Origin of the sequence: Flaviramulus multivorans (assembly GCF_021728415.1) — a bacterium.
GTDB classification, from domain to species: Bacteria; Bacteroidota; Bacteroidia; order Flavobacteriales; family Flavobacteriaceae; genus Sabulilitoribacter; species Sabulilitoribacter multivorans.
Map to the genome: position 1 here is coordinate 510,133 of NZ_JAKKDV010000001.1, position 25,606 is coordinate 535,738.

Here is a 25,606-nt window from a genome sequence, read left to right on the forward strand (position 1 = left end):
TTTTTGAGTGGTTTTTTTATTTAATCTAATGTAAAAATTTAATTAATGTACGTTTTTAACATTATTCTTAATCCATTTCATACATTGTTTAAACGATTCAAAAATATGTTCCCGAGGAATTAAATCTGGAATAATATCAATTCGCTCCATCATATATTTTGGTTGTTTTAGAAGACCGACAAATAGGACTTGAATATTCTTTTTGCTTAATTCTTGAAGCATATCCTCCATAGCATAAAGCCCCGATTGATCCATATATTGCATACGCCCCAATCGAATAACAACAGTACTTGCCGTATCTGGGATTTGAGCTGTTAATTGTTGAAAATCGCTGGTAGAACCAAAAAACAAAGGTCCTTTTATATGCTTAATAAAAACTTCTTCTTTAAAGGCCTCTGGGAAACCTGCTTCATCTGCCCAAGCTTCTTCTTTAAGTGGTTTAACATCGCTTCGCTCTGCCGTTAAATCACCTATTTTTTTCATAAACATTAAAGAGGCTATTATTAACCCAATTCCAACTGCGTAAACTAAATTCCAAAAGGTAGAAAGAAATAAAACTACAAGCATTATTAGTACTTCCGAACTCATTTTAAAGGGTCCTATTTTCATATCTCGAGGTAAACTAGGAATGGCTTTTAACCCTTTATAATCCATAACTCCTATACCTACAGTAATTAATATTCCCGCTAAAACTGCTGCTGGTATTTTTGATGCTACAGGACCTAAGCCTAAAAGAATTATAAACAACAAAATTCCAGCAATCATACCAGAAAGTTTCGTTTTACCACCAGAGGTGATGTTTACTACAGTACGGATAGTTGCTCCAGCTCCTGGAATCCCTCCAAAAATAGCTGCAATACTATTACCTATACCTTGCCCTACTAACTCTTGATTAGGTTTGTGTTTGGTTTTAGTCATGTTATCTGCAACAACACTGGTTAATAAAGAGTCGATGGCTCCTAACAGTGCTAAAGTTAGCGCTGTAAAAATATAAGGCGTTATGCTGCTTAATTTAAAACTAGTGAAAATTTCTAAGTTAGGAATAGGTAAGCCGCTAGGAATTTCTTCAATTGGTCGATATTCTAAACCAAATCCAACCGCAATTCCAGACATAACTATTAAGGCGACTAATGTACTAGGTACCGCCTTTGTAATACGTTTGAAGCCATATATTATAAAAATGGTTCCTAAGGCTAATATCAATTCTAACCAATTAATGTTCTGCAGAGCTTTTGGTAATGCCTTAATAGCACCTAAAGCACCTGAGGCTTCTTTGGCTGCTAAGGTTTGAGATTCTTTTAAAATATCCGCCTCAGTAATTTTTTCAGCTCTACTAATAGTTTCTTTAAAATCTTCGAGTACTAAAATGCCCTCTCCAGCCTCTTCTTTTAAAATATTTTCAAGAATAACTTCTTCGGCTTGCACTTTAAAAGTATCTACAAACTCCAAGTCTTCTTTTGGATAATATCCTAAAGATGGTAATATTTGAGTAAGTAAAATTATAACCCCTATGGCGGTCATAAAACCAGAAACTACTGGATATGGAATGTACCTTATGTATTTTCCTAGACCTAAAGCGCCCAGTCCAATTTGCATTAATCCAGCAAGTAAAAATACCGTTAAAATAACGGGTAATGCTTTATTAACATCGCCATCGTTAACCGCAATAATACTCGCAATAATAACCATACTTACCGCCGTCATTGGCGCAGTAGGTCCTGAAATTTGCGTATTTGTTCCCCCAAAAAGGGCGGCAAAAAAGCTTATAAAAATGGCACCGTATAATCCAGCAGTCGGTCCTAAACCTGATGACACCCCGAATGCTAATGCTAACGGCAATGCTACAATACCTGCTGTGATGCCTCCAAAAGCATCCCCTTTAATGTTTGAGAACAAATTTTTCATTTTTTCTTATTTTAAAATATTAATATAATACTTCTTATTTAAAAAACGCTAATATCAAATGATATTAGCGTTTTAAATTTAATTGTTTTTCTAGAAGTTGACAAATGTTAGTATGTTCAACTGGTCTCTACTCGTGGTTTCAAAAAACTGATTCATGTAACCAAGCTCTACCCTTATATTTTGGTTGACGTTATATCCAATACCTCCATACAATCGGTTTCTATCAAAAATAGCTGTTTTGGTATTTAGGAATATCTCATTGTATGCCGATAGATAAAATTTACTCATATTGTCTTCTTTAACACAAAGCGGAATGTTTGCTGATAAAAAATATCTAAATCTCAGTTTGAAATCGGATTCTACGAAACGTTGCTCAAATCTATAACGGTGGCCTAATTTAACACTTCCAATTTTTTGATTTAATACAAGTTGCTGAAAAATTCGATGCTCATTTACAGACACTTTTTCGTCTGTACTGCCTACATAGTTTTCAGATAAAATATACCCGTAACCCAACAAAATATTGTTTTTGTTGTCATTAAAACTATATCCTAAACCTGTTCTTAATAGTAACTGTTCTAAATCGCCAATAGCATTATAATTACGATACTGAACCTCGTTATGCAAATTCCACTTAGAATTTAATTTTTTATTACCAATGTAAATAAGCCAATTACCAAAATTACTATCTTGAGATTGAGCAAATATTGGCAGCAGTAACAGTAAAGTTAATGCTGCCAAACTTATTTTCTTTTTCATCTGTTTACATTTTTATTGATTTTATCTGTCAGATGTAATTCGCCAATAATCATTTCGTGTGGTATCAACTTTTTGTTATGGCTCATTTCAAATTTATTTTTTCCATTTACGGTGTTTTTAATCATAAAACTCAACAGCTCCTGAATTAATATCGTACATGGCGCCAATAATTTTAATTTCACCCTTTTTTTCCATTTCAGAAAGTATTGGACTTTCTTGATGAATTCTTTGAATTGTTAATTCGACATTCTTTTTTGCAACAGAATCAACAAACTCTAAATTTTTTGAATTTCTTAAACTCGCATCTTTAGGTTCGGAAGTAGCGTTTACTGCAGGAGTAATCTTCTCAATAAGCTTTGTTAAGTTCCCCATTTTAGCATCATCGCAGGCGCCTTTTACCGCTCCACAGCTAGTATGACCTAAAACAACTATAAGCTTTGTGCCTGCAAGTTTACAAGCAAACTCCATACTTCCTAAAATATCTTCGTTTACAAAATTACCCGCAATCCTTACACTAAAAATGTCTCCTAGCCCTTGGTCAAAAACCAATTCTGCTGATACTCTAGAATCAATACAACTTAATATAGTAGCGAATGGAAATTGCCCTTCGCTGGTATCGTTTACTTGTTCTAATAAGTTTCTGTTAGCTTTTAAATTGTTTTGAAATCTAACATTTCCTTCTTTTAAGAATTCTATCGCCTTTTTTGGCGTCATGGTTGCTTGTGTTTCTCTTGTATGTGCTTTCATAATGTATTATTTAATTTATATTGTTAAAATTTTAAGCTGACTTTGGTCTTAATTTAAAAAATTCTATAAAACTGTCTGGATTTTCAACGGTTCCACGTTCAGAGATTAACTGAATATCTATATTTCTCTCTTTTGCTTTAAAAGCGAAATCATCTAATATTTCTATAATATCGTTATCTAGATACCTTGTTTTTCGAACGTCCAATTCTAAATAAGTATCTTTTGGTAAACTATCTAATTCTTTTAATATCGCTCCTTTATTAAAAAATGTTACTTCTTCTGCTAGTGTCATTTTAATTTTATGCTTACCATTACTCTTATCTTCGATATGTAAAAAGTGAGAATTTTGATAACTTTTGATAAGAATTACAACAATGCCTACTAATAATCCTAAGCCTATTCCCCACAATAAATCTATGAAAATAATTCCTAACACTGTAACATTAAAAGGTACCCATTGCTTCCACCCTAAATCGTACATTTTTTTGAATAATGCAGGTTTGGCTAATTTGTAACCCACAATTAATAATATAGCTGCTAAAACAGATAATGGAATCATGTTTAGTAATCTAGGAATCAAAATTATTGAGGTTAAAAGGAAAAAGCCGTGAATAATAGCAGATGCCTTACTACGTCCTCCTGATTGAATATTTGCCGAACTTCGAACAATTACTTGAGTTATTGGCAAACCACCTATCATCCCAGAAATAATGTTACCCGTTCCTTGAGCGAGTAATTCTCTGTTTGTAGGTGTTACGTTTTTATGTGGGTCTAATTTATCAGTAGCCTCAACACATAATAAGGTTTCTAAACTGGCAACAAGTGCTATTGTAAACGCTACTATCCAAACATCGGGATTAGTAATTACTGAAAAGTTTGGAAAACTAAACTGTTGTAAAAAGGAGTTTGTATCTTCTGGTACAGGAACACTAACTAAATGAGATTGTGTAATGGCCAATGTTTCATTTGAGCTTGTTATGACATAAAAAATAATGCCAACTACAACAGCTACAAGTGGCCCTTGTATTAACTGAAATATTTTACCCTTTTTTGATAATACTTTATCCCATAGCAACAAAATTGCTAAACCAATTACACCGACTATTGTTGATCCTAATTGAATATGATCGAAGATATTTAGTATTTGGGAAACAGTGCCTTCACCTCCTTCAGTTTTAAAAAAGGTAAATGCTTTATCATAACCAAAAAAGTGAGGAATTTGTTTAAGAATAATAATAATCCCTATACCAGTTAGCATCCCTTTGATGACTGATGATGGGAAATAGTATCCGATAATACCTGCCCTTAAAACACCAAATAATAATTGAATAATCCCGCCTAATACAACCGCGACCAGAAAGTTTTCATAACTTCCTAATGTTGCTATCGCAGCCAAAACAATAGCGGCTAATCCAGCAGCTGGACCACTAACCCCAATTTTGGAGCCACTTAAACTCCCTACAACAATACCTCCAACAATACCTGCAATTAATCCTGAAAATAGTGGTGCACCACTTGCAAGTGCTATACCTAAACATAATGGTAAAGCAACAAAAAATACGACTATACTCGCTGGTAAGTCATTTTTAATAGTTTTAAACATAAATAAAATTCATTTTTAGCTTATAAGAAAACTCTAAGCTGATTCATTAATAATTTCTTGTAAACAAACGATTGTCTGATTCTAAAAAAATATTAAGAAATGAATTCGGGAGGAGGAGAAATTAGATTAAGGTGCGGTTTTGGATAGTTTTTAAAATAATATCCTAAATGCTTATTTGATTCAATTTTAAATATCTTAACGAACTCATTAAAGTTGTTATCCGGAAATGGTAACTTAAGGTTTTCGTTTTCTTCTTCAGCAATACTATAAAAAATAGAAATATCAACAGAATCATCTATTGCAGAAACAATCGTAGGCGCTGTTATGAGTGCGCCAAATAAGATAGAAAAGAAAATTGCAATAGCTCTTTTATTCATATAAAAAATTGAGTTGCAAATATAATACTTCAACACCATTTAATTGTTAAAAATGTTTTAAAAATCCTTTAACAACTTAATATCATCTGCAACAACCCAACCTGTTTTTCCATCTGCAAGTTTAACTTCTTTCCAATTATCATACTCCTGTAAAACCTGTACTTTAGTCCCTTCGTGTAATCTAAAAGATTCTTCACTTCGATTATTAGGGTCGCTTTTCACTTTGCTCTCTTGAACAAAAACGATAGCTGGATTGTCGTTTTTATCTAAATTATGCTTATGAAAGGCAAAGGTTAAAGTAACGCATACCAAAACTAAAGATGTTAAACTTCCTATAAACGCTAAACGCTTTTTACCTGTTGAATAAGAAAAATAATAGAGTAAAAATAACATTACAAACACAAATACTAAAACTACTGATGTTTTAGCCCAAGCATCAAAAGATAATTTATTGGTAATAGTTTTTATAAGTTTTGCAATGCCTGCATCTGGAATAATATCAATGGCATCAATAGTCATGTTTTGGGCAAAAGCCAAATTATTTTTTATATCCGAATCGTTAGGAGCTAACTGCAATGCTTTTTCATAAAAATAAATACTTGGAGCAATATTATTCAGTTTATAGTGTGCATTTGCTATATTAAAGTAAACATCGGCAGAATGCACACCAGAATCTAATATAGCTTTGTAATTATCTATAGACTCGGCATATTTTCCCTCATTGTATAAGGCATTGGCTTTGTCAAATAAATCTTGGTTTTGACAAAATACATTTAAACTTAACAAAAACAAGAGTATGTGAAAAACGTATTTCATCTTAACGTATTTGTTTATCAATTAAAGAAATGGTTTTTGCAGCTTTATCATAGTCTTCTTGCATCGTCACAATATCCATTGGGGTATAACGCGCTAACTCACAGCTTTCCAAAATACTAACAAAATCCTTAATTACTTCATCTTCAACTTCCTTTTCTGATAGCAAATTTTGAATTTTATCTTTACTTAAATCACTAGTTTCAATATGTAATTTTGCCTTTAAGTAGTTGTGTAATGCTTTCTCAAGTGCAATGTAAAAAGCTTCTTTTTTTCCTAGAGATTTTTTGGCATTGCTTAAATACTTTCTTGCTAATTTATCGGCTTTTCTTATTCTGTTACCATACACATCAGCATCTCTACTGGCCTTCTTGTTTCTAACAACAATCGCCAATGGAATTGCTAAAAACGGTAATAACAATAAACTCCAAAATAACTTGGTCTTGAAAAAATATTCTTGCTTAATAGCTGAAAAACTCGTTTTGGTTTTAATAAATGCAAACTGATCATTATTAAAAACAACCGCTTGTTTGTTAGTATTTGCTGTAGCATTATTTGAGCTACTTCCACTAGTTGGTCCGTTAATAACATCAATTATAATTTCATCGGAAGATAGTCGTTTGTAAGTTTCCGTTTTTAAATCGAAATATGAAAAAGAAATACTTGGAATTGGGTATTTGCCTTTATACTGTGGTACAATCGTGTAACTATCTGAAATACTGCCTTGCATTCCTGATAAATTAGTATTAACATTTTCGTTATGTTCAGGTTCGTAAACTTCCAGAGAGCTTGGTAAAGATACTTTTGGGAGTTTAAACAGTTTTAAATTACCGTTACCTCTAACATTTACTTTTAGCTGAAAGGACTCGGTTGCATCCAAAGAGGTTTTTGAAGGTGTTACATCAAAATTAAAATCTCCAACAGCTCCAGTAAAATCAACAGGTTTACCAACTTCAGGTAATGGTTTTACATTTATAGTGTTGTTACCAGCTGAAACAGTTCTATTGACTCGGGTCATTAGAACACTGCCAAAAATATCCCTTCTATTTGTAGGCACTCGCAAGGCAATATCTAAACTTAAAGGTTCAATATTTAGCTTGCCTGTTTTTTGTGGATATAACACTGTTTTTCGTAAAACAAGAAATCTGTAATCTTCTCCATTAAATGTTCCGTTTTGGACTTTTTGCCCTTGTGTATTTATATTTTGACTCCAAAAATCATTATATCGTGGACTATCAATTTCATTCCAGTTATCCACAGCAATTTTTGGAGATACATAAAGCTTATACACCACGGTTATTGCTTCGTTTAAATACGGATTGGTTTTTGATACTTCGGCTACTAAGTGAATGTTTTCTGATGCCAAATATGTTGGGTCGTTAGGATCTTTTGGAATATCAACTGCAGCTGTAACTTCTATTCTTATTGGGGTTGTTTTATAAGTTTCCCCATCAATAGTTATAGAGGCTTGTGCAATTGTAAAATTACCTCGTTGTTTTGGTGCTAAAAAATAGCTATACGTTTTTTTGTATGTACGAACCCCATTTATCCAAGAATTACTAACAGATTGATTTGGACCACCAATAACCGTAAAATTTGCAAAATCTGGCGGATTAAAATTATCTCCATCTTGATTCATTTCAAAATCTACACGTAAACGCTCATTAATTCCTAGTTGCTGCTTACTTACTTTTGCTTCAAATTTTACTTGAGCAAATGCTATAGTTGAGGTAACTAAAAATAATATAACAAATATGTGTTTTATACGTCTCATTCTTCTTCAAAATGGATTGAAACTTCAGCTTTTTTTAAGCTTTAAAATTCTTTACCAGTCTTTCTCCGTTTTTACTTTTACACCTTTTTGCTTCTCAGCATTAATTTTTTCTTGAACTTTTTGCTCTTGGTTATTCATGGCTTCTAATAAGTTCTTTATTTGTTGAGGTGATAATTGCCCAGGTTGGGGTTTAGGTTTTTGCTGATCCTTTTTCTCTTCATCAGGCTTACCTTTGTCTTCTTTTTCATCTTTAGGTTTACCTTCATCATCTTTTTCGTCTTCACCTTCCTTTTTCTCTTGGTCGCCTTCGTCCTTTTTATCCTCTTTATTATCGCCTTCTTTATCCTTATTTTCTTCGTTCTTTTTTTGGTCTTGGTTCTCTTTGTTTTCGTCTTTTTTATCCTCGTCCTTGTTTTGATCTTGTTGGTCTTGCTGCTGTTCCGCACAAATTTTAGCTAAGCCCAAATTATACCTCGTTTCATCATCGGTTGGATCGTTTCGCAAAGCGTTTTTATAAGCTTCAACCGCTTCTTTACACTTTTTATTTTGCATTAAAATATTACCAATATTATGAAATGCTTTATGTTTTTCTGGTTTTGAAGTTGCCGCTTGAGCCGCTTGTTGGTGACGATACAAGGCTTCTTCAAAATTTCCGCTAGTGTAATAAGCATTTCCCAAATTATATGTGCCAGCCACCGTTGAAGGTTTTTCTGAAATGGCTTTTCTGTACTCCATTTCAGCTGAAATAAAATCGTCTTTATTTATTAAAGTATTAGCTTCATAAACATAGTTATTTGATTTTTTTAAGGCCAATAACTGCTGCTTATCTACCTCTTGTGAAAAAGCGACTATAGAAATTAATACTGTTATAAAAGTTATTATTCTTTTCATTTTAAGCTGATTTCAACTTTGTTTTTATTCTAAAATTATAAAACCTAATGGTCTTTGTTCGTTAAAAAAAATATAAATCTTATTTAGTTACCCTCTTTATAGCTAAAAGTTTTCGTTAAATAAATTTAACTTTTTTAACCACGCTGTTTTTCGTTCAAGCAAGAAAATATCTAATAATAAAAAGAAAATACCAAAGGCTAAAAACCATTGAAACTGGTCTTTAAAATCTGCAAATTGTTTTGCTTCAAACTCAGTTTTATCCATGGTGTTTAAAATTTCTCGAATACTTTCTACAACATCAGATGTGTTCTTACCATTAATGTAAGCTCCATTAGCTTGTTGTGCTATATTTTTAAGTGTTTCCTCATTTAGTTTGGTAATCACTGTTTCTCCTTGATTGTCTTTTTTATAGTTTAAAACAACACCGTTTCTTTTCTCTGGAATAGGTCCACCTTTTTCATCTCCAACGCCTATAGTAAAGATTCTTATTCCTTCTTCATGTGCCAATTCTGCGACATCAGCAGCTTCTTCACCGTGGTCTTCTCCATCCGAAATAATAATAAGCACTCTATTCGTTTGCTCTTCGTCGTCAAAATAAGTGGTTGCCAACTTAATAGCTTCGCTTATAGCAGTTCCCTGTGATGACAACATATCGGTATTCATACTTTGTAAAAACATTTTAGCCGAAGCATAATCTGTTGTTATTGGTAATTGCGGAAATGCTTTTGCGGCATAAGCGATAATACCAACACGATCACTCGCCAAATTATTAATAATTTGAGTTACCAGTTGTTTAGATTTTTCCAATCGGTTTGGAGCTATATCCTCCGCCAGCATACTTTTGGAAACATCGATAGCAAATACTATATCTACGCCTTCCCGTTTTACGGTTTCAAGTTTTGTGCCAATTTTTGGGTTTACCATAGCAACCGTTAAACATAAAAAAGCCATACTTAAAACAATGATTTTCAAAACTGATTTAAATATTGATTTATTTGGACTTAGTTTTTTTAATAGTTCCTTATCGGCAAACTTACTTTGCGCTTTATATTTCCAAAATTGAAGCACCAAGAAAAACAGCATTATTACTGGAATAATTACTAAACCCCAAAACCATATTTTCTCTTCTAATTGATACATTATTCTTATTTGTTTTTCGTGGATTTGCTTCTTTGTTTACCACGAATTCACTAATTATCTTTTTCTCTTCTTTTTTTGACCTATTTAAACAAAACTTCTAAAAACAGTGTAACGCAATAATAACTCTATAAGGAGTAAAAGCCCCGCTAAAAGTACTAATGATCGATACTTTTCTTCGTAATTATAAAACTTAAACTCTTCAATTTCTGTTTTTTCAAGTTTATTAATTTCATCGTAAATTTCTTCAAGTTTCTTATTGTTGGTTGCTCTAAAGTATTTACCTCCTGTTACATCTGCTATTTCTTTGAGTAAATCTTCGTCAATTTCAACTTGACTTCGCCCGTATTGAAACTGACCGTTAGGTAAAATACCTATTGGCGTTAATGCCATCCCATTAGTTCCTAGTCCTATTGTATAAACTTTTATACCATATTCTACAGCTAATTCGCTGGCTATTTTAGGATCAATAAACCCCGAGTTATTCACCCCATCTGTTAGCAAAATAATAACTTTACTAGTTGCTTTACTATCTTTTAATCTATTTACCGAAGTGGCTAATCCCATGCCTATTGCGGTGCCTCCTTCTATAATAGTATTGTATCTAATGCTGTTTAATGAGCGTAAAACAATGGCTTTATCACTTGTAATAGGGGTTTTTGTATAGCTTTCGCCAGCGTATTCAACCAACCCAATTCTGTCATTAGGTCTACCTTTAATAAAATCTGCGGCTACTTCTTTTAATGCTTCTAATCGGTTTGGTGACAAATCTTTAGCTAACATACTTGCAGAAACATCAATAGACATTACTATATCAATTCCTCTTGTTGTTTTTGTTTTTGTTGAAACATCAACAGATTGGGGTCTTGCAAGTGCTGTTATTAATAAAGCCAGAGCCAAAAGGCGAAATACAAACAATACATGTTTTAACTTTGGTAACCATGAGTTAGTAATTTTAAAGCCTTTTAAACTTGATATTTTCAGTTCTGCTGTTTGCTTTTTGTTCTTAAAAATATACCACAGCGTTGCTAATGGCAATGCTAACAGCAACCAGAAAAACTCCTTATTTAAAAACTCAATCCCCTCAAACATTATTCTTCAGCTTTTTTAAGTTCAACAGAATTCAAAATACGATTTACAATCTGGTCTGCATAAGTATCATCTTTTGGGTACGTTATCATTATTTGCTGTAACACACTCTCCGATGTAAAATGAAGCATGATATAATTGGCTTCTTCAAAATTGCCTGTTTTAAGAGCATCAAACTTCAAGGTACCGTATGTTTTAACTCCTTCAGCGCCATTTGGTGTTGTAAACTTGTCTCTTAAGGTTACAATATCTTTTGCTCCTTGGTTTTCAATCCCTTTTATACTACCATCTATGGCTTTTTCAAGGTCTATCCCTCCTTCAGGAGCTTGATTCAAAGTGGTTGTATTTACAACAACACTAAACATATCCAACAAGGTTCCGTAACCAAAAACAGTCATCTTCATTTGTTGCTTTAATTCCTCTGGAAGTGGCGCTTCCATCCTTTTTAAAACCTTAGGTGTTGATATCGTAACTGGTGGAAATCCGTATTCACTTGTTACCCAATCTCCTTCTAAAAGTTCTTTGCTATCATGACCAATAATAGTATCTTTTACATAATTGAACCCATATTTTATTGAGAATCCCGTTAAGGTTGCTAAAAGCAAAAAGACACTTACCCCTACAGTTAGCCATACTTTTTTACGTTTCCTTTTACGTTCAAGTTCTTCTCTATATTTCTCATCTAAAAGCTTTTCCTCTTCGGTGGGTTCTGGCAAAGCTTCTTTTACGTGGTCTATCTCAACATCAATAGTATCGCGATCAATTTTAGCTAGTTCAATGTCTGGTGTAGATTTAGCAAATTTTACTAAATCGGCACGTTTTAAGATATTTTCTAAATTCTTTATATCTTCTTTACTTATTTCTATTTGGTTGCCTTCTTTTAGTAAATTAAGCCTTCGAATAAGTTCGTCTGTCGTGCTTTCTAAAGCGCGATCGTAGACTTTTTCATCCAGATACTTCCTAATAATAAAGGTTAAATCGGAGTAATAATCTTTTAAATTATTCTCTTCCAAATAATGGCTTTCATCTAACTTTTTAAGTGCTAATTTAGCTCTATCGTATGGTGGTAGTAAAGCTATTTGTTCTTCTTCTGTTAATGGTTTTTTTCTCCAAATAAACCAAAATAATAAAAAGGCAACAACGCCTATTATTAATAATGTTAGCAGCAAGTACTTCCACCAATCACTTCCACTTTTTTTAACAGAAATAATAGGTTTTATATCGTATAGCCCTTGTTTAGTAGTATCAATAATGACATTTTTTACTTCAACTTTTAACGAATCGGTAAAAAAGGTTTTATCGCCAATAATTATTTTTTGCCTTGGAATGGTATATACGCCTGAATCAAATTGTGTTAAAGCATATTTTTTTAGCAGATTATATCTATCCTTATTCTTTATGGTATCAATATCGTAAGACTCAATCACCTCAAGCGGCAAAAACGTTTGCCCTTCGGGAAAAACAACTAGGTTAGTTGAATCTGCTTCAACGTTTATTTTGTATGTTATTTGAGATCCAATTTTTATGGTGGTAGAATCGATTGAAGATGTTACTTGACCGAAAGAGAAGAAAGACAGCAAGATAAAGACAGAAGTCAGTAGTAAACTTCTTTTAAAGCTTACTACCACTTTCGATATATAATTTATAAATCTAAAATCGATACTCATAAGTATATTACCCTCTTCTTTTAAAATAGCCTAACAATTTCTTTACATAACTTTCGTCAACACGACAATCAATACTTCCAGCACCTGATTTATTGAAACTTTCTTTATAATAATCAACCTTTTCATGATAAAATTTACCATAATTAAGGCGCACTTTTTTGGATGAAGTGTTAACCAACATTAGCTCACCCGTTTCTTCATCTAGCATTTGCACCATTCCTAAATTAGGTATCTCTTCTTCACGCTTATCGTATACTCTAATACCAGTTACATCATGTTTGCCAGAAACAATTTTCATTGTTTGATGATAATCATCTGCAATAAAATCAGATAACACAAACACAATGGCCTTTTTCTTCATCACGTTTTGCATGAATTTTAAAGCTTCGGCTATATTGGTTTGTTTGCTTTCTGGCTGAAACTCAATAAGTTCCCTAATAATTCGAAGTACGTGAGAACGTCCTTTTTTGGGAGGAATGTATAATTCTACTTTATCTGAAAATAAAATAAGTCCTATTTTATCATTGTTTTGAGTTGCCGAAAACGCTAATGTTGCGGCTATTTCAGTGACTACTTCATTTTTAAATTGCTGACTTGTCCCGAACATTTCAGAACCTGAAACATCTACCATAAGCATCATGGTAAGTTCACGTTCTTCCTCAAAAACTTTTATATAAGGTTCGCTATAACGAGCTGTAACATTCCAATCTATATTTCTAACATCATCCCCGTATTGATACTGACGCACTTCACTAAAAGTCATACCACGCCCTTTAAAGGTAGAATGATATTCGCCTCCAAATATGTGATCAGACAACCGTCGTGTCTTAATCTCAATTTTTCGTACTTTCTTTAGTAAATCTTTAGTATCCATTTTTCAATCATCATTAATAAACAAGCAAGAGTTAGTATTTACTATGGCACTTCTATTTCGTTTACTATTTTATTGATGATGTCTTCTGAAGTTACATTTTCGGCTTCAGCTTCGTAAGTAATGCCTATTCTATGGCGTAATACATCATGAACCACCGCTCTTACATCTTCAGGAATTACATAACCTCTACGTTTTATAAAAGCATAGCATTTAGCGGCAGAAGCTAAATTAATACTACCACGAGGTGAAGCTCCAAATGATATAAGTGGTTTTAAATCGGCAAGTTTATATTTTTCTGGATATCGTGTAGCAAAAATGATATCAAGGATATATTTTTCTATTTTTTCATCCATGTAAACCTCTCTAACCGCTTTTTGAGCATTTAAGATTGTCTTTGTAGTAACAACTGGATTAACTTTTTCCCAAGCACTTTTCATGTTGGCTCTCATAATCAATTGTTCTTCTGCAATCTTTGGATAATCAATAACTGTTTTTAGCATAAAACGGTCAACTTGGGCTTCAGGTAATGGGTATGTTCCTTCTTGCTCAACAGGGTTTTGTGTTGCCATAACCAAAAATGGTTTATCTAAAACAAATGTTTCATCACCAATAGTTACTTGCTTTTCCTGCATCGCTTCTAATAATGCGGACTGTACTTTTGCTGGCGCTCTGTTAATCTCATCAGCCAAAACAAAGTTGGCGAAAATAGGCCCTTTTTTTATTGAGAAATCATTCGCCTTCATGTTATAGATTAATGTTCCAGTAACATCGGCTGGTAATAAATCTGGTGTAAATTGAATTCTGCTAAAACTTCCGTCAACTGCTTGCGCTAAGGTATTAATAGCTAAGGTTTTTGCCAACCCTGGCACTCCTTCTAGTAAAATATGTCCTTGTCCTAACAATCCGATAAGCAAACGTTCTACCATGTGTTTTTGCCCCACGATGACTTTATTCATCTCCAGCATTAGTAAATCGACAAAAGCACTTTCTTTTTCAATTTTCTCGTTAATGGTCTTAATATCAATTGTACCTGTTTCTTCCATCATTTTTTATTTAATTAAAAGCCCTAATATAGCGCCCTTATTTGAGCAGTGCAAATTGTTAAAATTTTTCGTTAGTCCTTGTTAAAAAATGGTTAAAAAAACTAGCTTAATGCCTTTATTTACAGGTTTAACGAATAATTAAGATAAGTAAATCCTAAAAAATACTTTTTAAAATATTTTATCTTTTAAATAACTCCTATTCAAACTTTTTCCATATTATAGTTTTAAGTATTTTTATAGATGAATAACAATTTTAAGGATGACAAAAATAGCCCTAATAACAGGAGCAACAAGCGGCATAGGTGAAGCAACTGCCTACGAATTTGCAAAACATGGAATTGACTTAATACTTTGTGGAAGACGGTTAGAGCGATTGCAGACCATTCAAAAAGCATTGGAGCGGTTAACCGATGTGCATATTCTGAATTTTGACGTTAGAGATAAAAAAGCCACTAAAGATGCTATAGAGTCTCTTCCAGAAAATTTTAAAAAGATTGATATTCTTATAAATAACGCTGGAAATGCTCATGGGTTAGACCCTATAGATTGCGGAAGTCTTGATGATTGGGATGCTATGATGGATATAAACGTTAAGGGGTTACTATATGTTAGCAAAGCTATAATTCCGCAAATGACCGAGCGTAATTCTGGGCACATCATAAACATTGGCTCATCAGCAGGTAAAGAAGTGTATCCAAAAGGCAATGTGTATTGCGCAAGTAAACATGCGGTTTTAGCTATTACGGAAGGTATGCGTATTGATTTAAATCCTTACGGGATAAAAGTAGGCGCCATTAACCCTGGTTTAGTAGAAACTGAATTCTCTCAAGTGCGTTTTAAAGGCGATGCCATTGCAAACTCAGTTTACAAAGGTTTTAAAGCGCTACAAGCCAAAGACATTGCGGAGATTATTTATTTTGTTGTTTCAAGACCACCTCATGTTAACATCGCCGACTTGTTAGTATTTCCAACCGCTCAAGCAAATAGTGTTACTGTAAAAAAAGAATTTTAAAAAAATCCTGCGTTTACAGGAATAAAGCTATGATTAACAAACGCCTACTTATTAAGCATCTTTTGGCTCATAATGATGAGAATAGTTTTTATGATAAAAAACGAAAGATTGATATTAGCCACAAAGAAGGAAAGGCAAAGTTTTTAAAACACATTTGTGCGTTATCAAATAGCAACCCAAAAAACAACTCTTATATTGTTATAGGTGTTGACGATGAAGACAATAACATAATTGGTGTTGACTTTTTTGATGATAGTAAAATACAAAACCTTATAAATGCCTATTTAACTAGCCCGCCAATTGTTCAATATGAAAACATTCCCTTTCCACATTTGCCCGATGATAAAGTTGTTGGTTTAGTAACTATTAGAGCCACAGGCAAAATTACTTCTCTAAGGAAAAACATCTGGAAATACTATGGAGGCTCGGTGTTTTTTAGAGATGGTAGTATGAGCATGCCAAAGGTTTTTGATATTGAAATTAAAGATGTGAATTCTAAAATTGTTGAAGCCATTGAAAATAATGCGCAAAACAACATAGAGCACACACTTAATGGCGTTATTGATTTTATGAATAAACGCAAAGACTATAACGCCCAATATAAGGTGTTTAAAGAGTATTTTGTGGTTTGTTGGGCGGGGCAAAAAAAACTTGTTAAAGACGAAATGTTTTTTTCAAGAGTGGATATTGAATTGATAAACGAACAGGTTCGATTATTTTTTTCAGCACTAGATGAAGTTTCTATTGCAATTGATGATGATAGTTTTAAAATTGTTGAATACGTGAGTTTAGGGCTTCAAGGTTCTAACAAGTATTATCAGCTTGAAGAAACAATCATTCAATTTGAAAACAATGCTAATTATAATATTGAAACTAAACTTCTATTTGAACCACCTCAGTTTGATAAAAAAGTTTTATACCATATTTACAACGCAAGTAATTCAATACTTGAAAAGCTAAAAAAAGGTTTAACACTTACAAAGCGTGAGGAGGCGGACTTAAAAAACTTACCAGCTACCTATTTAATATGTTACCTTAATTTGTTTCATGAAGCTGTTGATAAACTCCATGAAGCTAAGCCTTTTTTAAAAGCACACAGCGAGGAATTATACAATTTGCATAAAGAAACATTACGAATTTTACGAAAAGTTAAGTACAGTTAAATTCATAAAGATTTAACCTTTATTTAATTTTGAAACTTTGAAAAATGTAATTAATTTCCGATGTTTGCAGTGCTATTAATCTTTTAATTAAACCTTGTGCTCCAAATCGTTTTGAAATAAGAGTCAAGGTTTTTTTATAAATCAAACTTAATACCTTGCGCTAACGGAAGCTCTGTTGTATAGTTAATTGTGTTGGTTTGTCGGCGCATATAAATTTTCCATGCATCACTACCAGACTCTCTTCCTCCTCCAGTTTCTTTTTCACCACCAAAGGCACCACCAATCTCTGCACCAGAGGTTCCAATATTTACATTAGCAATTCCGCAATCTGATCCTTGGACAGAAAGAAAACGTTCAGCTTCACGTAAGTTATTTGTCATAATTGCTGAAGATAATCCTTGAGCTACATTATTTTGAATTTCAATAGCATTTTCAACATCACCTGAATATTTCAATAAATATAATACAGGTGCAAATGTTTCATGCTGAACAATTTTATAATCTGGTTTTGCTTCTGCAATAGCTGGTTTTACATAACAACCAGATTCATAGCCTTCACCAATTAATACACCTCCTTCAACTACAATATTACCACCTTCTTCTACAACCTGTGTTAGTGCTTTCTGATACATTCCAACGGCATCTTTATCAATCAAAGGCCCTACATGATTATTTTCATCTAGCGGATTTCCTATACGTAGTTGTTTATAAGCATCGGCTACAGCTTCTTTTACTTTATCATATACACTTTCGTGAATTATCAAACGCCGCGTAGAAGTACAACGTTGCCCACAAGTACCAACGGCACCAAAAACGGCACCAATCACAGTCATTTTAATATCAGCATCTGGTGTTACTATTATAGCATTGTTTCCTCCTAATTCTAATAGGCTTTTCCCTAAACGAGCCGCCACTTCTTGTGCTACAATTTTACCCATTCTAGTACTTCCCGTTGCAGAAACTAAAGGTACACGAGTATCTTTGGTCATCATCTCACCAACCTTATAATCACCATTAATCAAACACGAAATACCTTCAGGTAAATTATTGGCTTTAAAAACTTCAGCGGCAATATTTTGACAAGCCACGCCACAAATAGGTGTTTTCTCGCTCGGTTTCCAAACGCATACATCTCCACAAATCCAAGCTAAAGCCGTATTCCACGCCCAAACAGCAACTGGAAAATTAAATGCTGAAATAATTCCAACCACCCCAAGCGGATGGTATTGCTCATACATTCTGTGTCCTGGTCGTTCACTATGCATGGTTAATCCATGAAGCTGACGTGATAGCCCTACTGCAAAATCGCAGATGTCAATCATTTCTTGAACTTCTCCCAAACCTTCCTGTAAACTTTTACCCATTTCATAAGATACAAGTATTCCTAGGGCTTCTTTTTTCTCGCGGAGTTTTTCACCAAACTGACGAACAATTTCTCCACGTTGAGGTGCTGGTATTGTGCGCCAAGTTTTAAAAGCCGTTGTTGCTGCTTGCATTACCTTTTCATAATCCTCTTTTGACGTAGTTTTTACTTTACCTATTAATTGTCCATCAACTGGTGAGTAGCTTTCAATTATTTCACCATTTGAAAAGCTATTTGACCCTGTTGAAGTTCCATCATTTACTTCATTTATACCTAAAACGTTAAGTGCATTTTCTACGCCAAAATCAGTTAAAACTTCTTTCATTAATTATTGATTTGTTAATTATATTTAATTTGTTTGCGAATATACTAATAAAAAGTCGTTTTTATTAAAGTTTAGTAATGATAAATCCATTAACTTTATAGCTAGAACAAATATCATTTTTATGAAAAATATCTTTTTATCATTAGCTGCTTTAGTCGTTATTACTTCGTGTAAAAATGATTCTAAATTAAATGTTCAAGCCTCAAAAGTCGAAACTGAAAAAGCTCAATTTTCTATAGTTATACATGGAGGTGCAGGAACTATTTTGAAAACAAACATGACACCTGAAAAAGAAGCTGCTTACCAAGCTAAACTTGAAGAAGCGATAAAAGTTGGATATGACATTTTAAAAAATGGAGGAAGTAGTCTCGATGCTGTTGAAAAAACAATAAACGTCATGGAGGATTCTCCACTTTTTAATGCAGGAAAAGGCGCTGTGTTTACCAATGCAGAAACTAATGAACTCGATGCGTCTATCATGGATGGAAAGACATTGAATGCAGGAGCTTCGGCCGGAACTACAACTGTAAAAAACCCTATAAATTTAGCAAGAGCAGTCATGGAAAAATCCCCACACGTAATGCTTTCAGGAAAAGGGGCTGAGACTTTTGCCGAAGAGCAAGGTTTGACAATTGTTGAACCTGATTATTTCTTTACTGAAAATAGATTTCAAGCTCTTAAAAAAATTAAAGATTCAGAAAAAATAGAACTAGATCACAATGACAAGCAAGCCTTTTATGACCACGAAATTAAAGACTCTAAATTTGGAACTGTTGGCTGTGTGGCTTTAGATAAAAATGGCAATTTAGCTGCAGGAACCTCAACCGGGGGCATGACCAATAAACGTTATGGTCGCATAGGTGATGCTCCAATTATTGGAGCTGGTACTTATGCCAACAACAATACTTGTGCAGTTTCGAGTACTGGTTGGGGTGAGTTTTTTATTCGTGCAATGGTGGCTCATGATATTTCGGCTTTAATGGAATACAAAGGCTTAACATTACAGGAAGCAGCAAAAGAAGTGATTCAGAAAAAAGTACCAGAGCTTGGTGGCGATGGGGGTATCATAGCCATTGATAAAAATGGAAATATGGTTATGGAATTTAATACTGCTGGCATGTACAGAGCAAGTATGAATGATAAAGGCGAGCTTTTCTTGGGAATTTATAAAGATGAATAACTTTAAGAGCAATTTAACAAAGCCAAAAGACCATACCTTAAATTTTGAACGTAATTAATTTAACAAGGAATCACCTACGCTTCTTTTAATTAAGTTCAATTTAATAAAATCATCAATCTATGCCATTAAGAAAACTTTTGGCTATCGTAGCGATACTTACGTTAGCAACTTCATGTAAAAAGAAGGAAGTAGAAACTGATAACCTGTTTAAATTTAGAGATTATATAAGTTACACAACTTCAGGTTTAACTTCTGTTGTTGACCCTATTCAAATTAATTTGGCAAATGATGTTGAAGGTTGGGAAATGGGACAGGAAATCACCGATAAGATTGTTTCCATTTCACCACACGTACAAGGAAAACTAGCAGTAGCTAATAAACACACACTGCTTTTTACTCCAGATGAACCACTGGAACCTGCTACAGAATATACCGTTACCGTCAAACTTGATAAAATATACAAAACCATTCCTGATGGTTTTGACAACTATACGTTTCAGTTTAAAACCATCACTCCAAACTTCAATATTGTCACCAATAATTTACAATCCTACAGCAAAAACTGGCAGTATTTAGAATCGGTTTTACGGTCTGCCGATGTAATTTCAATTAAGGAAGCCAAACAATTAGTTGAAGCTTCTCAAAGTGGAAAAAAATTATCCATTGTTTTTAATGAAACGAGTGAGCGTGCAAAAGTTTTTGAGTTTAAAATAGATAGTATCAACCGCAAAATTGATGACAGCGAAATTTTAGTAAAATGGAATGGAAAAGCCATTAAAGCAGATAATGAAGGTAAAAACAAAGTGCTTATTCCAGGTATTAATAATTTCACTATTGTAGATGTTGATGTCATTCAATCGCCAGAACAACATCTTTCCATCAACTTTTCAGACCCTCTAAAAAAGCAACAAAACTTTGATGGTTTGGTTACAATTCAAAATATAAAAAATCCTAAATATATAGTGGATAGTAACGTGCTAAAAGTGTATCCAGACAGTAAATTGGTTGGCAATATTCAGGTAGATGTGTTTCAAGGTATTTCAAATGAAGAAGGCTATAAACTCAAAAAACCATTTTCTGAAAGTGTTCCTTTTGAAGAGTTAAAACCACAAGTTCGTTTAATCAGTAACGGAACCATTTTGCCAAATTCTCAAGAATTAAAATTCAATTTTGAAGCTGTAAATATTAAAGCCGTTGATGTTCGCGTGATTAAGATTTTTCAAGATAATATTTTGCAATTTCTTCAAGATAATAACCTAAACAGCAATAACGAATACAACATTAAAAAAGTAGGTCGTCGCATTGCCAAACAAACCATTCAGCTTCAAACCGAATCTGAAAACACAGGAAAATGGAAAGCCTACAGCATCGATTTATCCAAATATTTTAAAGCGGATGCTGGAGCAATTTATCGTGTAGAGTTGAGTTTTAACAAAAACTATTCACTGTATAATTGTACTGCAAATACTTTGGTTACTAATGCAGAAGATGATGAATACGATGATTATTACTACGAAGAAGATTACTATTACGAAGGCGATTACAATGAAACGTTTACTGAAGACGAAGAGCTAAAAGAAGAGGAATATTGGGACAATCTCACGTATAGATACCGAAATTACGCCTATAATTGGCGCGAACGCGAAAATCCTTGTCATGATGCCTATTACAATGAAAACCGAATTGTTTCTCAAAATTTATTGGCTTCCAACCTTGGTGTTATTACAAAACAAGGCACGAATAACTCATACTATTTTGCGATTACTGATATTTTAACCACCAATCCAGAAGCCAATGCATCAGTGGTTTTGTATAATTTTCAGCAACAAGAAATCGCATCACTTTTTACTGACAAAGATGGACTGGTAACCATTGATGCCGATAAACATGCCGCTTTTGCAATTGTCAGCAAAGGACAAAATAAAACCTATGTAAAACTTGCCGATGGAAACTCGCTATCCTTAAGTAAATTTGATGTTTCAGGTAATAAATTACAACGTGGACTCAAAGGCTACATTTATGGTGAACGCGGTGTTTGGCGACCTGGAGATACGCTACATTTAACGTTTTTGTTGAATGATTTAGCCAATAAACTCCCTAAAGGACATCCTGTAAAATTGGAAATTACAGACCCTAACGGAAAACTGGTGTATAAAAATGTAACAGCAGATAACCTCAACAACTTTTACAAATTCACAGTCCCTACTTCTACAGAAGATAAAACAGGAACTTACAATACCAAAGTTTCGGTTGGTGGCGCAACATTCCATAAAGGATTAAAAATTGAAACCGTAAAACCTAACCGTTTAAAAATTAAAGTTGATTTTGAAAACGACATTCTTACGAGCAACGAACCGTTAGATGGAACGTTAGATGTAAAATGGCTTCATGGTGCAGTTGGAAAAAACTTAAAAGCAGAAATTAAGGCGAAATTCAGCACTTCTTATTCTGGGTTTAGTAATTATAAAGGCTACACCTTTACAGACCCAACGCGTCAATTCACCACCGAAGAAATTAATGTGTTTGAAGGGAATGTAGATGCTGAAGGTTTAGCTAAAATTAATAACAAGTTAGAAGTTGGTAAAAATGCTCCAGGAATGCTAAACGTTCAGTTTTTAGTACGTGCGTTTGAAAATGGTGGCGATTTCTCAATGGATGCGTTTACCAAACAATATGCGCCTTACGAGTCGTTTGTTGGTTTGCGTTCTCCTGAAGGAAATGCCTATGGTTCATTCTTCACAGACGAAAACCAAACCTTTGATGTCGTTGTGGTTGATAAAGACGGGAAACCTATTCAGCGTGAAAATCTCGAAGTAAAAATCTATAAAATTCAATGGCGTTGGTGGTGGAATTCATCGTACGACAACTTATCTAGCTATGTGTCGAGCACCTACCACAGACCGTATTTAGACACCAAAGTCAATACAGATGCCAACGGAAAAGGCAGCTTCAATATTAAAATTCCTAATAACGAACGTGGTCGTTACCTCATTCGAGTGGTTGACCCAAAAAGCGGTCATGCTACTGGACGAACAGCCTATTTTTACAAAAACTGGTATGCGCCTCCAGGAGATAAAGAAGCGGCCAAAATGCTGGTGTTTTCAGCGGATAAAGAACAGTATAACGTTGGTGAAACTGCAAAAATCACCTTCAATTCTGGTAACGAAGGACGTGCATTGGTCAGTATTGAAAACGGAACAGAAGTTCTCGATTACAAATGGGTAAAAACCCAACAAGGTGAAACGGTTGTTGATATTCCTATAACGTCTTTAATGGCTCCAAATGTGTTCGTTAATATTTCTTTATTGCAACCACATGCTATTTCAGCTAACGATTTACCAATTCGTTTGTATGGCGTCATTCCTTTAATGGTTGAAGACCCAAATACCAAACTGGAACCACAACTAAAAATGCCTGATGTATTGAAACCAGAGCAAGAATTTCAAGTTTCGGTTTCAGAAAAAAACAAAAAACCAATGACCTATACCATTGCTTTGGTTGAAGAAGGCTTATTGGATTTAACACGATTTAAAACACCTAATGCTTGGGACGAATTTTACAAACGTGAAGCTTTAGGTGTAAAAACTTGGGATGTTTTTGATGATGTCATTGGTGCCTATTCTGGAAGCATTGACCAAGTATTTGCTATTGGTGGAGACGGAAATGCAGCCGCTGGGAAAAACAAAAAAGCCAACCGTTTTAAACCTGTAGTGACCTATTTAGGGCCTTTTGAATTGAAAGCAGGCGAAAACAAAACGCACACTATTAAACTTCCAAATTATATTGGTTCGGTTCGAACAATGGTTGTTGCAGGAAACAACAAAACCGATGCTTACGGAAGTACCGACAAATCAGTTCAGGTTAAAAAACCACTAATGATATTGGCTTCGCTTCCACGGAAATTAAGTCCTGGTGAAAAAGTAACATTGCCTGTGACCGTTTTTGCTATGGAAAACAAAGTAAAAAGCGTCAATATCAGTTTAAAATTAAGTGATGGTATTTCAGTAGTTGGTGACAACACCAAAACTTTATCTTTTACAAAACCTGATGAACAAATGACGTATTTTGAATTGGATGTAAGCAAGGCGAAAGGCATCAACACGGTTGAAGTCATAGCGACCGGAAATGGTGAAAAATCGACCTATAAAGTGGAATTGGACGTGGTAAATCCAAATCCAATCACATCAAAATCTATAGACAAAACATTAGAAGCCAATGCAACACAAACCTTGGATTTTTCAACCTTTGGTGTTACAGGAACTAACAGTGCAACGGTTGAATTTTCGACCATGCCTCCAATGGATTTTTCACGCAGACTGCAATACTTAATCCAATATCCTCATGGTTGTTTGGAGCAAACGACATCTAGTGTGTTTCCGCAGTTATTTTTACGCGATATTTTCGATTTAACCTATGATAAAAAACAAAGTATCCAGTCAAATATTGAAAATGGTATTAAGCGATTAGCACATTTCCAGCAACCCAATGGTGGCATGAGTTATTGGATGGGAGAAAACACTGCTAATGATTGGTCTACAAGCTATGCAGGACATTTCATGATTGAAGCCGAAAAGAAAGGTTTTGTGTTACCATTAACTTTTAAAAGCAACTGGTTGAAATACCAAAAACAAGCTGCTAGAGATTGGCGACCAAGTTACAGAACATATAATTCCGATTTAGCGCAGGCTTACCGATTATATACCTTGGCATTAGCTGGAGAACCTAATTTAGCCTCTATGAATCGATTACGAGAATTTTCAGAAATTTCTAATGAAGCCAAATGGCGTTTGGCAGCAGCTTACGCTTTAGCAGGACAAAAAGAAGCGAGTAATCAAATTTCGCAACGTGCAAACATAGATTTCCAACCTCCAAAACATAACTATTACACCTATGGTTCGGTAGATAGAAATAGAGCCATGGCTTTGGAAACTATGGTCTTGACGAAAAATCCTAAAACTAGAGAATTAGCACAATACATTGCTAAAGATTTATCGAGCAACCAATGGATGAGCACACAAACCACAGCATATAGTTTATTGGCTATGGCTAAAATGGTAGAAGCCAATGGCGGAAAAGCTTTAAATTTAAACTATACTATAAACGGAAAAACGGAAACTATAGACTCTAAAAGCGCGATTGCGCAACGCGAATTGAAAGTTCTGGATGGCAATAATACGTTATCGTTTACCAATAACCTTGATAATGTGGTGTATGTACGTGTGTTGAATTCTGGGAAATTGCCTTTAGGTCAGGAATTGACAGAACAACGTGGATTAAGTGTTTCGGTGCAATACAAAGATTTAAAAGGCAATACTATTGATGTTTCAAAATTACAACAAGGACAAGATTTTGTTGCAACAGTAAGTGTAAGTAATCTTAAAAATGAAAATGTGAATGATGTGGCTTTGACACAAATTTTCCCGTCAGGTTGGGAAATTGTCAACACACGTTTTACCGATTTTGGAGATACCACCACAAGTCAAGCACGTTTTACCGATATTAGAGATGATCGCGTGAATTTCTATTTCGATTTAAGTAAAAAAGGAAAACATGGTACTAAAACTTTTAATGTCATGTTGAATGCATCCTATTTAGGAACTTATTACTTACCAGGAATTCAAGCCGAAGCGATGTATGATAATGAGTATTTGGTTAGAACTAAAGGGAAATGGGTTGAAGTTGAGAAGTAATTGTCATTCCGCACTTGATGCGGAATCCATAGTTATTAAATTGGATTCTGCGTCGTAGCGCAGAATGACAAAATTGAATTTTAATTTAATGAAAAAAATAAGGTTTTGTTTAACGTTCCTTGTAAGCACTTTAGTTTTATTTACTTGTAAAACTGATAATGTTGATGGAATCGTTATAGGTCAAACATTATATG

General features: G+C 33.9%; 18 protein-coding genes. 4 read left to right on the plus strand and 14 right to left on the minus strand.

What is annotated here, in order from left to right; translation table 11 throughout:
• Positions 1 to 42 precede the first annotated feature (42 nt).
• The 13 genes from L3X39_RS02250 to L3X39_RS02310 all read right to left on the minus strand — a co-directional run bounded on the left by L3X39_RS02250 (position 43) and on the right by L3X39_RS02310 (position 14,679).
• On the minus strand, positions 43 to 1,905 hold the full coding sequence (locus L3X39_RS02250) for a SulP family inorganic anion transporter (protein ID WP_237229860.1): 1,863 nt from the start codon (positions 1,903 to 1,905) through the stop codon (positions 43 to 45).
• 90 nt (positions 1,906 to 1,995) lie between these two features.
• Positions 1,996 to 2,664 carry a DUF2490 domain-containing protein gene (locus L3X39_RS02255; protein WP_237229862.1) on the minus strand — a complete coding sequence of 223 codons (669 nt, stop codon included), beginning with the start codon at positions 2,662 to 2,664 and terminating at the stop codon, positions 1,996 to 1,998.
• Positions 2,665 to 2,781: 117 nt separating this feature from the next.
• Positions 2,782 to 3,411: a carbonic anhydrase family protein gene (locus L3X39_RS02260; RefSeq protein WP_237229864.1), complete on the minus strand. Its 630-nt coding sequence runs from the start codon at positions 3,409 to 3,411 to the stop codon at positions 2,782 to 2,784.
• 31 nt (positions 3,412 to 3,442) lie between these two features.
• A complete protein-coding gene (locus tag L3X39_RS02265) occupies positions 3,443 to 5,014 on the minus strand; it encodes a SulP family inorganic anion transporter (protein ID WP_237229866.1) in 1,572 nt (523 codons plus the stop codon).
• A 92-nt stretch (positions 5,015 to 5,106) separates the two neighbouring features.
• Positions 5,107 to 5,391 (minus strand): hypothetical protein, encoded by a 285-nt coding sequence (locus L3X39_RS02270; protein ID WP_237229868.1) that lies wholly within the window; start codon positions 5,389 to 5,391, stop codon positions 5,107 to 5,109.
• Positions 5,392 to 5,448: 57 nt separating this feature from the next.
• Positions 5,449 to 6,207, minus strand: a complete 759-nt coding sequence (locus L3X39_RS02275; protein ID WP_237229870.1) for a tetratricopeptide repeat protein — start codon at positions 6,205 to 6,207, stop codon at positions 5,449 to 5,451.
• 1 nt (position 6,208) lies between these two features.
• Positions 6,209 to 7,978, minus strand: coding sequence for a BatD family protein (locus L3X39_RS02280; protein WP_237229872.1), 1,770 nt, complete (start codon positions 7,976 to 7,978; stop codon positions 6,209 to 6,211).
• A gap of 51 nt (positions 7,979 to 8,029) precedes the next feature.
• Complete coding sequence (locus L3X39_RS02285; protein ID WP_237229875.1) at positions 8,030 to 8,869, minus strand: tetratricopeptide repeat protein; 840 nt, start codon at positions 8,867 to 8,869, stop codon at positions 8,030 to 8,032.
• Between the two features lie 102 nt (positions 8,870 to 8,971).
• The gene (locus tag L3X39_RS02290) at positions 8,972 to 10,009 is read right to left on the minus strand and encodes a VWA domain-containing protein (protein WP_237229877.1); all 1,038 of its coding nucleotides are present in this window, start codon (positions 10,007 to 10,009) and stop codon (positions 8,972 to 8,974) included.
• Positions 10,010 to 10,093: 84 nt separating this feature from the next.
• Entirely contained in the window at positions 10,094 to 11,098 is a 1,005-nt protein-coding gene (locus L3X39_RS02295) for a vWA domain-containing protein (protein WP_237229879.1), read from the minus strand.
• A complete protein-coding gene (locus L3X39_RS02300) occupies positions 11,098 to 12,762 on the minus strand; it encodes a BatD family protein (RefSeq protein ID WP_237229881.1) in 1,665 nt (554 codons plus the stop codon). The genes L3X39_RS02295 and L3X39_RS02300 overlap by 1 nt, the downstream gene beginning before the upstream one ends.
• Positions 12,763 to 12,769: 7 nt before the next feature.
• Positions 12,770 to 13,636, minus strand: coding sequence for a DUF58 domain-containing protein (locus L3X39_RS02305; RefSeq protein ID WP_237229883.1), 867 nt, complete (start codon positions 13,634 to 13,636; stop codon positions 12,770 to 12,772).
• 41 nt (positions 13,637 to 13,677) lie between these two features.
• Complete coding sequence (locus L3X39_RS02310; RefSeq protein ID WP_237230633.1) at positions 13,678 to 14,679, minus strand: AAA family ATPase; 1,002 nt, start codon at positions 14,677 to 14,679, stop codon at positions 13,678 to 13,680.
• Between the two features lie 259 nt (positions 14,680 to 14,938).
• Between L3X39_RS02310 and L3X39_RS02315 the strand changes: the two genes are divergently transcribed.
• On the plus strand, positions 14,939 to 15,691 hold the full coding sequence (locus L3X39_RS02315) for an SDR family NAD(P)-dependent oxidoreductase (protein WP_237229885.1): 753 nt from the start codon (positions 14,939 to 14,941) through the stop codon (positions 15,689 to 15,691).
• A 29-nt stretch (positions 15,692 to 15,720) separates the two neighbouring features.
• A complete protein-coding gene (locus L3X39_RS02320; RefSeq protein ID WP_237229887.1) occupies positions 15,721 to 16,854 on the plus strand; it encodes an ATP-binding protein in 1,134 nt (377 codons plus the stop codon).
• A gap of 134 nt (positions 16,855 to 16,988) precedes the next feature.
• Here the strand turns inward: L3X39_RS02320 and amaB are convergent, their stop codons facing one another.
• Positions 16,989 to 18,542 (minus strand): L-piperidine-6-carboxylate dehydrogenase, encoded by a 1,554-nt coding sequence (amaB, locus tag L3X39_RS02325; RefSeq protein WP_237229888.1) that lies wholly within the window; start codon positions 18,540 to 18,542, stop codon positions 16,989 to 16,991.
• 121 nt (positions 18,543 to 18,663) lie between these two features.
• Here amaB and L3X39_RS02330 point away from each other — a divergent pair, with 121 nt between their 5' ends.
• Positions 18,664 to 19,722: an isoaspartyl peptidase/L-asparaginase family protein gene (locus L3X39_RS02330; protein WP_237229890.1), complete on the plus strand. Its 1,059-nt coding sequence runs from the start codon at positions 18,664 to 18,666 to the stop codon at positions 19,720 to 19,722.
• 119 nt (positions 19,723 to 19,841) lie between these two features.
• Complete coding sequence (locus L3X39_RS02335; protein WP_237229892.1) at positions 19,842 to 25,412, plus strand: alpha-2-macroglobulin family protein; 5,571 nt, start codon at positions 19,842 to 19,844, stop codon at positions 25,410 to 25,412.
• Positions 25,413 to 25,606 lie beyond the last annotated feature (194 nt).

Bases quoted from the DNA above. Each gene is read 5' to 3' on its own strand.
- L3X39_RS02295 (WP_237229879.1), bottom strand. From the start codon at position 11,098: ATGTTTGAGGGGATTGAGTTTTTAAATAAGGAGTTTTTCTGGTTGCTG.
- L3X39_RS02275 (WP_237229870.1), bottom strand. From the start codon at position 6,207: ATGAAATACGTTTTTCACATACTCTTGTTTTTGTTAAGTTTAAATGTA.
- L3X39_RS02285 (WP_237229875.1), bottom strand. From the start codon at position 8,869: ATGAAAAGAATAATAACTTTTATAACAGTATTAATTTCTATAGTCGCT.
- L3X39_RS02255 (WP_237229862.1), bottom strand. From the start codon at position 2,664: ATGAAAAAGAAAATAAGTTTGGCAGCATTAACTTTACTGTTACTGCTG.
- L3X39_RS02330 (WP_237229890.1), top strand. From the start codon at position 18,664: ATGAAAAATATCTTTTTATCATTAGCTGCTTTAGTCGTTATTACTTCG.
- L3X39_RS02335 (WP_237229892.1), top strand. From the start codon at position 19,842: ATGCCATTAAGAAAACTTTTGGCTATCGTAGCGATACTTACGTTAGCA.
- L3X39_RS02320 (WP_237229887.1), top strand. From the start codon at position 15,721: ATGATTAACAAACGCCTACTTATTAAGCATCTTTTGGCTCATAATGAT.
- L3X39_RS02315 (WP_237229885.1), top strand. From the start codon at position 14,939: ATGACAAAAATAGCCCTAATAACAGGAGCAACAAGCGGCATAGGTGAA.
- L3X39_RS02250 (WP_237229860.1), bottom strand. From the start codon at position 1,905: ATGAAAAATTTGTTCTCAAACATTAAAGGGGATGCTTTTGGAGGCATC.
- L3X39_RS02260 (WP_237229864.1), bottom strand. From the start codon at position 3,411: ATGAAAGCACATACAAGAGAAACACAAGCAACCATGACGCCAAAAAAG.
- L3X39_RS02270 (WP_237229868.1), bottom strand. From the start codon at position 5,391: ATGAATAAAAGAGCTATTGCAATTTTCTTTTCTATCTTATTTGGCGCA.
- L3X39_RS02265 (WP_237229866.1), bottom strand. From the start codon at position 5,014: ATGTTTAAAACTATTAAAAATGACTTACCAGCGAGTATAGTCGTATTT.
- L3X39_RS02310 (WP_237230633.1), bottom strand. From the start codon at position 14,679: ATGGAAGAAACAGGTACAATTGATATTAAGACCATTAACGAGAAAATT.
- L3X39_RS02305 (WP_237229883.1), bottom strand. From the start codon at position 13,636: ATGGATACTAAAGATTTACTAAAGAAAGTACGAAAAATTGAGATTAAG.
- L3X39_RS02280 (WP_237229872.1), bottom strand. From the start codon at position 7,978: ATGAGACGTATAAAACACATATTTGTTATATTATTTTTAGTTACCTCA.
- L3X39_RS02300 (WP_237229881.1), bottom strand. From the start codon at position 12,762: ATGAGTATCGATTTTAGATTTATAAATTATATATCGAAAGTGGTAGTA.
- L3X39_RS02290 (WP_237229877.1), bottom strand. From the start codon at position 10,009: ATGTATCAATTAGAAGAGAAAATATGGTTTTGGGGTTTAGTAATTATT.
- amaB (WP_237229888.1), bottom strand. From the start codon at position 18,542: ATGAAAGAAGTTTTAACTGATTTTGGCGTAGAAAATGCACTTAACGTT.